Origin of the sequence: Nonomuraea sp. NPDC003709, assembly GCF_040610775.1 — a bacterium.
Lineage (GTDB): Bacteria > Actinomycetota > Actinomycetes > Streptosporangiales > Streptosporangiaceae > Nonomuraea > Nonomuraea angiospora_A.
In genome coordinates this window covers 540107-549750 of record NZ_JBEXMW010000006.1, presented here as the reverse complement: position 1 = coordinate 549750, position 9644 = coordinate 540107, and the positions used below count along the sequence as shown (strand labels likewise).

Here is a 9644-nt window from a genome sequence, read left to right as displayed (position 1 = left end):
GCCGGTGCTAGGCCACCGCGGTGTCCAGCGAGTCGACGTCGCTGACCGCGGCCGGTCACGGCGGCGGCCAGGTGCCAGGCGCGGCGGTCGGCGTCCTGCTCGTCGTCGAGCACGCCGGCGAGGGCGCGGTGCACGGCCAGGCGCTCGTCGTAGGCCGCCCGCCGAGCCGCCGCCGTACGCATCAGCGGGTGGCCGAAGGACAGCCGCCCGCCGGAGATGGACAGGAAACCGGCGCGCTCGGCCGGCCCCAGGGCGGCGGCGTCGACCCCCAGCCTCCCGGCCGCGCGCACGACCACGTCGAGATCCCCGGCGTCGTCAAGGGCGGCGACCATCAGCATCGTCTGGCTGTCCGGCGGCAGGACGGCGATCCGCGCCTCGTACGCCTCCTGGATCCGGCGCGGCAGCGGCAGCGGCTCCGGCGCGTGGTGCGGCGAATCGGGCATCCGGGGCAACTCGATCAGGGCGAGCGGGTTTCCGCCGCTCTCGCCGAGGATCCTCTCCCGTACGTTGGGGCCCAGACCGGGCGTGTGCTCGCGCAGCAGATCGTCGGCGGCCTGCCGGTCGAGGCCTTCGAGCCGCAACTCGGGCACTCCGGGCGCGTGGAAGGCGTCCCTGGCCGCGAACAGCAGGGCGATCCCCTCCGAGTGCAGCCGCCGGGCCGCGAACAGCAGCGCCTCGGCCGACGACCGGTCCATCCACTGGGCGTCGTCGACCAGGCAGAGCAGCGGGCCGTCCTCGGCCAGTTCGGTGAGCAGCGACAGGGCGGCCAGTCCGATGAGGAAGCGGTCCTCTGGTGCGGTGGCGAGGCCGAACGCGCCTTCCAGCGCCCTGGCCTGCGGCGCCGGAAGCCTGCCGATCCGGTCGAGGGCCGGGCGGAGCAGCAGGTGGAGCGCCGCGAAGGGCAGCTCGGCCTCGGTCTCGATGCCGGTGCCGCGCAGCGGACGCATGCCCTCCGCCGACCGGGCGGCGTGGTCGAGGAGGGCGGACTTGCCGATCCCGGGCTCGCCCCGCAGGATCAGGCTCCCGCTCCGGCCGCCCCTGGCCTGCGCGATCAGAGCGTCGATCTGCGCCTGCTCCCTCTCTCGTCCCCACAGCACCATCAGAATGTAGCGCCCCCGACACCAGACAATCGTCCGATACCGGGCAGACGCTCTCCCTCCCTAACGTCGTACCGCCACGTAAGGAGAGACATGGATTTCTTACTTTTCTTGCTGTTGTTCGTCGCGCTGTGCGGGTGGCTCGACCGCTGGGCCACCCGAACCCCCGAGCCGGTCTCCAAGGAGGGACGCTGAATGTTCGTCGGACACTTCGGTCTGGCCGCCGCCGTCAAAGCCGGCCAGCCCCGCGTCCCGCTGTGGTCGCTCATGCTCGCCACGCAGTTCCTCGACGTCATCTTCGTGATCCTGTTCCTGGCGGGCGGGATCGAGTCCTTCCAGGCCGTCGCCCCGGGCACCTACGGCGAGGCGCTGATCGACGCGCAGTACACCCACTCACTGCTGGGCGCGTTGCTGCTGTCGGCGCTGTACGGCGGCTTCGGAGCCTGGCGGTGGGGCCGCACGGCCGGGTGGGTGCTGGGCGCGGTGACGTTCAGCCACTGGCTGCTCGACCTGCTCGTCCACCGGGCCGACCTGCCGTTGCTGCCCGGCAACGCCGGTGACCTGCCGCTGCTCGGCTTCGGACTGTGGCAGATCCCCTGGCTCACGGGCGTCGTCGAGGGGGTTCTCGTGGTGGTCGGCGCGGTCCTGTACTTCCGCTCGGTACGGGAGCGCGCCACGGTCACCTGGCGGGCGATGGTCTCCGGCGGTGCGATGGCCCTGCTGCTCGCGCTGGGGCTGATCGTGGACATCGTCAGTTAGGAAGGTGGCGACATGTTCGTTGACGTTCCGGGTGGTCGCCTGGCCTACGACAGTGTCGGCGAAGGGCCGCTCGTCGTGTGCGTACCCGGTCTGGGGGACACCCGCGAGGCCTACCGGTTCCTGCGCCCGCCGCTGGTGGAGGCGGGGTACCGGGTGGTGACGGCGGACCTGCGCGGCCACGGGGAGTCCTCGGCGGGCTGGGACGGCTACTCCCAGTCCGCGGTGGGCGGCGACATCGTGGCCCTGCTGGAGGAGCTGGACGCGCCCGGCGCCGTCCTGCTCGGCAACTCCTACGCGGCGGGCGGCGTCGTCCGCGCCGCCGCGGAGGCGCCCGAGCGGGTGGCCGGGATCGTCGCGATCGACGGCTTCATCAGAGCCGTCCCCCTCAACGTCGCCGTCCGCACGCTGGTCCGGCTGATCGCCGGTTCCCCGCGGCTGTGGAGCCTCTACTACGCCATGGCGCACCGTACGGCCAGGCCCGCCGACCTGGCCGGACACCGCGCCGAACTGGTGGCCATGCTGCGCGACCCGAAACGGCGCGAGGCGATGCGCGCCATGCTCCTCGACCGCGAACCGGACGCCGAGCGGGTCATCGCCCAGGTCCGCTGCCCGGCCCTGGTCCTCATGGGCGCCAAGGACCCCGACTTCCCCGACCCGGCGGCCGAGGCGCGGACCCAGGCGTCGCTGCTGCGCGGGCAGGCCGTCGTGATCGACGGCGCGGGCCACTACCCGATGTCGGAGTATCCCGAGCGTACGGCCGAGGCGCTGCTGCCCTTCCTGAAGAACGCGTTCTGACGGTGCTCATCCCGCCCTCCGCAGCCAGAGCGTGTGCGCGGCCCAGGCCGACGCCGCGCCCACCGCGTACCAGAAGAGGTCGGGCGGGTTGAACGTGCTGCCCAGCAGCGGCCGCAGCACGGCCGGGATCTCCCCGAGCTGGGCGAACTCGATCGCCCAGCTCGCCCCCACCGCCACCACCGCCGCCACCCAGGGGCGCACCCGGGGGAGGACCAGCACCACGAGCGTGTAGATCAACACGGTGTAGAGGGCGTCGCCCGCGTACTTCGACACCGGGCCGTCGAAGAACGCGCGCACCCCCAATCCGGCCGCGACGGTCAGGACGGCTGCGCAGAGAGCGACTAGGCGGGGCATCGGATCACGTTATCGACGTATGGTGACTCACTGCGACATGGGTGCGGTCGCTTGCGGCAGTGCGTTGCGGTGGATCACTTCGGCGTACCAGTGACCGCTGTTCTTGATCGTGCGGTGCTGGGTGGTGTAGTCGACGTGGACGAGGCCGAAGCGACGGGAGTATCCCCACCCCCATTCGAAGTTGTCCATGAGGGACCACGCGAAGTAGCCCTGCAGCGGCACGCCGGCGCGGATCGCCTCCAGGCAGGCGTGCAGGTGCTGCGCGTAGTAGTCGACACGGTCCTGGTCGCGTACGCCGCCGTCGGCGTCGACCGTGTCGGAGTAGGCGGCGCCGTTCTCGGTGACGTAGAGCGGAATCGGTCCGTAATCCTCGGTGACGCGGCGCAGCAGCGCGGTGAGTCCGGCCGGGTCGACCTCCCAGTCCATGTGGGTGACCGGGAAGCCGCGGCGGATGAAGCTGACGTCCTCACAACCCGGCCAGGCCGCGCCGGCGCCGGGCTGACCGTCGGCGGACGCCGCGACCACGAGAGGGTTGTAGTAGTTGAGGCCGAGGAAGTCGATCGGCGCGGCGATGGTCGCCAGGTCGCCCGGGTGGATGAAGGACAAGTCGGTCAGGTGGGCGACGTCGTCGGCGACGTCGGCCGGGTATTCGGCACGCAGCAGCGGATCGAGGAAGATCCGGTTGCCGATGCCGTCGACGCGGCGCAGCGCCTCACGGTCGGCCGGGCTGTCCGAGTACGCGATGAGCGACTGCACGTTGAGCGTGGTGCCGATGACGGCGGCCGAGTCGGCGGTCCGGATCGCCCGGGTGGCCAGACCGTGACCGAGCAGCAGGTGATGAGATGCGGCCAGCGCGGCAGCGCCGTCGCTGCGGCCGGGCGCGTGCCGGCCGTCGGCATAGCCGAGGAAAGCGGCGCACCACGGTTCGTTGAGCGTGATCCAGTGGCGGACGCGGTCGCCCAGCGCTCCGTGGACGAGCCCGGCGTATTCGGCGAAGCGAGCGGCGGTGTCCCGGGCGGGCCACCCTCCGGCGTCCTCGAGTTCCTGCGGCAGGTCCCAGTGGTAGAGCGTGACCCACGGCTCGATCCCCCGGTCCAGCAGCTCGTCGGTGAGCCGCCGGTAGAAGTCGAGCCCGCGCTGGTTGGCCCGGCCCCAGCCGCCGGGCTGGACCCGGGGCCAGGAGACGGAGAACCGGTACGCGCTCAGGCCCAGCCGGGCCATGAGGGCGACGTCGCCGGCGTAGCGGTGGTAGTGGTCGCAAGCGATGTCGCCGGTGTCCCCGTCGAGCACGCGTCCCGGGGTGTGGCCGAAGGTGTCCCAGATCGAGGCGGTGCGGCCGTCCTCAGCGACGGCGCCTTCGACCTGGTACGCCGCCGTCGCGGCACCCCAGAGGAAGCCCTGGGGGAAGGGAAGTGCGGACACGGAGGGCCTCTCGGGTGCGGACGGCGCCGGCCGGTTGACCGGCGCCGTCGCGCGGGTCAGGACAGCGTCAGTTCCAGGTAGGGGTGGTTGCCGGTCGCTTCCTTGCTGGAGAAGGAGGTGAACGGCCCGTACGCCGTGGCGGTGGACGTGATCGCGAGGCTGGCGTCCTGCCCGGCGGCGAGCTGGGCCTGGACGAACGCGGTCACGTCCACGGTGTGCCAGGACGCGGTGGTGTCGAGCGTGAACGTGCCGAGACCGGCGCCCAGCGGCGGCCGGGTGTTCCAGGTCAGCGTGGCTTCGCTCCAGCTCGCGTCGGTGACCGCGTGGACGGCGTCGGTCGCGCCCGCGGCGTCGCTGGTCGAGCCGTAGACGTGCAGGGTGGCCGAGACGACCGTGCCGTGCGCCGCGGTCAGCGGGAAGGCCAGGTACGCGACCCGGTCGAACCCGCTGCCGAGGCTGGGATTGTTGCGTACTTCGAGGACGGAGCCCGTGCCGAAGGTGGTGGCCGCGTGGGTGCCGTCGCGGACGAACCCGTCGGCCACGGGTTCGATGTGCGACGGGTCGACCACCGACACCGGCACACGGACGACCTTCATCATGGGTGCGCGAATGACCAGCGCGCCGACTTTCGCGCTGCCACCGCCGGCGGCGGTGACCAGGCCGGAGCCGTCCACCGTGGCCACGGCCGGATGGCTGCTGGTCCAGGTGATGGTCGCCGTGGACAGATCGGCCGGGCTGCCGTCGGTCTGCTTGCCGGTCAGGCTCAGCCGCAGGGTGTCGCCGATCGACAGGGCCGGCGGGCCGGCCGGGGACGCGGTCACGGTCCCGAGAACGACCGGCCGGGGTGCCGCGTCCGCCTGGGCGTCGGACTTTCCGGCGTAGACCCGGATCTCCGTGACGCTGTTGTAGCTGCTGACGGAGTTTCCGTGGCCGACCAGCCGGACGTGGCGGGCCGGCCGCGCCGTGAAGGAGAAGACTTCGGCGTCGTCGGACGTGCCGGCGGAGACGGCTCTCGTGAGCGCCGCGTTCCAGGTGGTGCCGTCGGTGGAGGTGAGGACGTCGAAGGTGGACGTTCGCGCGTGCCCGTTGAAGAACGCGACGGCGACGGCGCCCACGGTGCGCTTGGCGCCGAGGTCGAGCGTGAGTGTCTGCCCGTCGCCCGCCGCGGCCCAGCGGCTGCCCATGTTGCCGTCGACGGCGTCGGCCGCGGGGCTTCCCTCGTTCGCGCCGGCGGTGACCGACGCGACGGGCAGTGCGGTGGCGGTCTTTCCCGCCTGCCGGAAGTGCACCTGGTAGGCAGGGCCGTAGACCTTCTTGCGGTTGGCGTCGAGCCGGAAGGTCGTCACGGTGGCCGTGCCCGGGATCGCGGTCGCCCGGGTGACGGTCGCGTAGGTGCCGCTCGGCGTCAGGGGGACGACCTTGGGCGCGGTGGCGGTGTTCGCGGGCAGGGTGATGTCGTAGCGGTAGCGCCGCGGATCGAATCCGGCCAGGTGGTCGGCGCCGATCATGATGTCGGTCAGGGCCGTCGGGCCGGTCGCGCCCGGCGTCCAGGAGGCCAGCGGGGTTACCGCCGGGGTGTCGGTGGGCGGCTTCTGCCCTGCGGCGAGGGGAACCATCCGCATCGCCACCGTGGTGGTCCCGGCCGCGGTCAGCTGGATCGCGAGGGTTCGTGAGCCGGGCTGGCGGCTCTGGCCGGTGGGGTCGGGGCTGTCCGGCAAGGGCCGGGAGTCCCCGATGAGCAGCTGTCCATCGGTGGTGAGCAGTTGGACCCAGAGCCGCTGTCCGCCTCGGTAGAGGGTGGCCGACCGTCCGTCGGCGGCCACCACGACGTCGGCGCGGGTGTGCAGGAACGACCAGTAGCCGATCGGTTCGCTCGTCTTCACCTCGTCCTGGAGCAGCACCTGTCGCCGGTCGTCGAACAGTTGCAGGCCGCGCTGGGCGCGTTGCACCCGGCCGCCGTAGAGGCCGGTGAGGTCGGTGATCTCGTACCACTTCTGGGGCGTCGAGCTGACGGTGGTGATCGGAGCGCCGACGGTCAGCGCGGTGGAGGGGGTGGGCCCGGTGCCGAGCCGCATCGTGTTCTGGCCCTCGGGACGGGTCACGTAGTAGTCCCATCGGCCGCCGGTGTCCTTGGTCCAGTCGAAGTACCCCGGGAGGCTGTAGCTGTCGAGGCCGAGGTCGTCGAACCAGCGCACGCCCGCGGCGTCGAGGACGAAGTCTCCGGCGTCGAGGTTCTCGTGGGCGGCGATCTGGTCGTACCCGGCGCGCATGCCCTTGGTGGCGACGGAGACGGCGTAGGGGTCGTCCCAGGCGCTGCGGGCGGTGGCGATCTCGACGCCGTCGAAGAAGGCGTCGGTCGCTGCCGGATGGCCGGCGCCGCCGCCGTCGGCCGGGTCGTACCAGAGGATGTCCATCGGGCTGGCCGAGCGGTCGGCGAGCCGCGCCTGCCAGGCCATGTAGTACGGCTTGCCGTAGCGGGTGGCGAGCCACATCATGAACGGCGCCTGCCAGGTCGGGGTGACCGCGCCGAGCAGGTCGGTTCCGCCGTCGCCGTAGTTGAAGGTCAGGCCGGTCGCGCCGGTCACGTGGATGCCGTAGTCGCCGGTGCCGGCGAGGCCGGGCAGGTCGGACAGGCCGAAGTCGGTGCCGGTCGCGGTCTTCATGGCGGCGAGGTAGAGGACGAGGTACTCGGTGGCGTACTGCCAGTACTGCGGGCTCTCGCCGCTGGCGCCGTCCGGGCCGTAGCCGCTGATCCCGTTCTGGATCGACGTGATGCTCGCTTTGAGCACCTGGTCGACGACGCCGCGCTCGTCGGCGGTCAGGCCCGGGTCGTCGCCGATGGCCAGCGCCCCGAGCGCGACCGCGTTGCAGACGAGGTTCCAGTTGTGGTTCTGGGTGTAGAAGCTGGTGGCGTACCCGTAGCGGACGAGGGCCGGCCGCAGGGCCTTGGTGACGATGGCGGAGCGGATCGTGGCCCTGTCACTCGCCGACAGATAGTCGTAGAGCCAGTCGTAGCCGATCGCGACGCTGTTGGACAGCTCTCCGACCTCCAGGAACTGGTCCTTGTCCCAGGCCGGGGCGGAGGAGAGGGCGACGAGTTCGCGCGCCGCGCGTTCGGCGTACCGGGTCTCGCCGGTGATCCGGTAGACGAGGGCGAGGGCGTAGACGCGGCGTTTCGCCTCGTCGATGACGGAGGTCGACAGGGCGGTCGGCGGCGAGGTGGCGAGGACGCCGTCCGCACCGGCCTTGACCTGGGCATACCAGGTCTTGAGCCGGGTGTCGGTGCCGATGCGCCGGGCGGCGGCGGAGAACGTCTGCGCGGTCGCCAGGAGCCGCGGGTGCTCCGGCGCCAGCAGCGCGACGACGCTGGCCGGCGGCTGGACGGGATCGGCGTGCGCGGGCGTGTCCACCGCCGCCAGGGTCGTCAACGTGGCGAGGGTCAGGACGAGGGCGGCGGCGCCCGCGCGGAGCCGGGCGGTGGTTGTGCTCAAGGACGGCATGGCACAGCCTTCTCTCTTCGATGGAGTCGTCCCCATGCGTCTGCGGTGGGTCAGTGGTTGGCCGCGTGCTGCTCGGCGAGTTCCTTGGCGATCGCGTCGCCACCCTGGGACTTCCACTGCGAGACGGCCCCGCTCCAGTCCGACACCGGGCGCTTGCCCGTGATGATCGCGTTGGTCACGTCGGTGATCTGCTGGTTGAGCTTCGTGCCCTTCGCGGCCTGGGTCGGCGAGACCAGGCCGTAGGACGGGTCGCCGACGCCGATGGGGACGATCTCCTGCTGGGCCTGGTAGCTGCGGCGGGTGGCGTCGGCGTTGCCGGGCAGGTAGAGCACGTACGGAGCGGCCGCGATGTACTGCAGGGGCAGGTTCGTCTTGTTCTCGCCGCCGGTGGTGGCCAGCGCGGTGGGCAACGGGTCGCCGCCGGCACCGGTGGTGAAGTGCACCCCGGCGACACCGTAGTTGATCAGCTCGTACTCCTTGCTGCCGAACGGCGCGGCCAGGAAGTTCAGCACTCGCAGCAGCATCTTGATGCGCTCCGGCGACGCCTTCTTCAGGGCGGTGAAGCCGCCGCGGCCGCTGTTGGAGAACACCCCGTTGCCCAGCCACGGAGTCGGGTTGTCGCCGTACGGGCGGACGAAGTCGACCGTGAAGGCGTCGCCGACCCCGGAGACCATTCCCGGGTAGCCGCCGATGCCGCCGCCCAGGGTCAGCGTCGTGCCGTTCATGAAGAACGTGTTCGCCTGGGTGGCCTGGGTGCTCAGCAGGTCCGGGTAGAAGTAGCCCTTGGCGTACCAGTCGCGCAGCCGCTGTAGCACCTCCGGGTAGACCGGGTTCTCGTAACGGCTGGTGAACGCGCCGTCGGCGAGCACCCAGTTGCTGGGGACACCGGCCGCGCCGAGGTGGATGTTCTCGCTGAAGTTGTTGCCGCCCAGCGGGAACTGCCTGGCGGTGGCGAGCTTGGCCAAGCCCTCGGCGAACTGGGCCGTGGACACGCCGAGCCCCATCTTGATGCCGGCGGTCTCGAGCTTCTCCCTGTTGCCGAACATCACGCCGGCGAGCTGGGGCCGGGGTACCGGGACGCCGTACAGGCGGCCGCCGATTCGACCGACGTTCTGCCATGAGATCGTCGGCAGGTTGGCCAGGTTCGGGTACTCCTTGATCGCGTCACCGGAGATGTACTCGGTCAGATCGGCACACTTGGCCTGGGTGAACTGCAGCGCGTTGGACATCGCCAGGTCGATGGTGGCGATGATGTCAGGCAGGTCGCCGCCGGCCATCATGGTGGCGTACTTGGCGTTGAGATCGGCCGCCGGGACGAGGGTGAGGCGCAGGTCCACCCCGAGCGCCTCGTTGATCGCGGTCCACAGCTTGTTGCTCGCGGCCGGGGACGGCGCGGTGCCGTAGGTGATGACCATGCAGGTGACGACCGAGCCGTCGCCCGGCTTGCCGTCGACGGTCTGGGCCAGTTTCTGCGGATAGGTCAGGAAGGCGTCCTGGACACCTTGAGCGGTGCCAGGCAGGTCCGGCTTCACCAGGTTGATCGGGGTGTAGGTGGGGAGCGGGGCGAGACCCTTGCCCGCGTTGCCCACCGATGTGGCCGAGCCGTCGCCGCAGGCGGCGAGACCGGGTACGGCGGAGGCGAGCGCGACGCCGCCGGTCAGTCTGAGCAGCGATCTCCGGGTGATGTCCATGGCAAGCGCTTTCCCTTCCGGGTGGG

At 71.4% G+C, this 9644-nt stretch carries 7 protein-coding genes; 2 read left to right on the top strand and 5 right to left on the bottom strand.

Annotation, left to right across the window (positions count from 1 at the left end; all coding sequences use genetic code 11):
- Positions 1-1097 (bottom strand): ATP-binding protein (locus tag ABZX61_RS21825; RefSeq protein ID WP_355197054.1); only part of this gene is annotated, 1097 nt, incomplete at its 3' end.
- Positions 1098-1292: 195 nt separating this feature from the next.
- Here ABZX61_RS21825 and ABZX61_RS21820 point away from each other — a divergent pair.
- Both ABZX61_RS21820 and ABZX61_RS21815 read left to right on the top strand, forming a co-directional pair.
- On the top strand, positions 1293-1856 hold the full coding sequence (locus ABZX61_RS21820; RefSeq protein WP_350741155.1) for a permease: 564 nt from the start codon (positions 1293-1295) through the stop codon (positions 1854-1856).
- A 12-nt stretch (positions 1857-1868) separates the two neighbouring features.
- Complete coding sequence (locus ABZX61_RS21815; RefSeq protein WP_355197052.1) at positions 1869-2651, top strand: alpha/beta hydrolase; 783 nt, start codon at positions 1869-1871, stop codon at positions 2649-2651.
- A 6-nt stretch (positions 2652-2657) separates the two neighbouring features.
- Here ABZX61_RS21815 and ABZX61_RS21810 read toward each other — a convergent pair whose 3' ends face one another.
- The 4 genes from ABZX61_RS21810 to ABZX61_RS21795 are packed head-to-tail and all read right to left on the bottom strand — an operon-like array spanning position 2658 to position 9618.
- Positions 2658-3005, bottom strand: a complete 348-nt coding sequence (locus ABZX61_RS21810) for a DUF2809 domain-containing protein (protein WP_355197050.1) — start codon at positions 3003-3005, stop codon at positions 2658-2660.
- A gap of 27 nt (positions 3006-3032) precedes the next feature.
- On the bottom strand, positions 3033-4427 hold the full coding sequence (locus ABZX61_RS21805) for a GH1 family beta-glucosidase (RefSeq protein WP_355197048.1): 1395 nt from the start codon (positions 4425-4427) through the stop codon (positions 3033-3035).
- A gap of 56 nt (positions 4428-4483) precedes the next feature.
- Complete coding sequence (locus tag ABZX61_RS21800; RefSeq protein ID WP_355197046.1) at positions 4484-7918, bottom strand: DNRLRE domain-containing protein; 3435 nt, start codon at positions 7916-7918, stop codon at positions 4484-4486.
- A gap of 59 nt (positions 7919-7977) precedes the next feature.
- The gene (locus ABZX61_RS21795; RefSeq protein ID WP_355197044.1) at positions 7978-9618 is read right to left on the bottom strand and encodes an extracellular solute-binding protein; all 1641 of its coding nucleotides are present in this window, start codon (positions 9616-9618) and stop codon (positions 7978-7980) included.
- Positions 9619-9644: the final 26 nt, after the last annotated feature.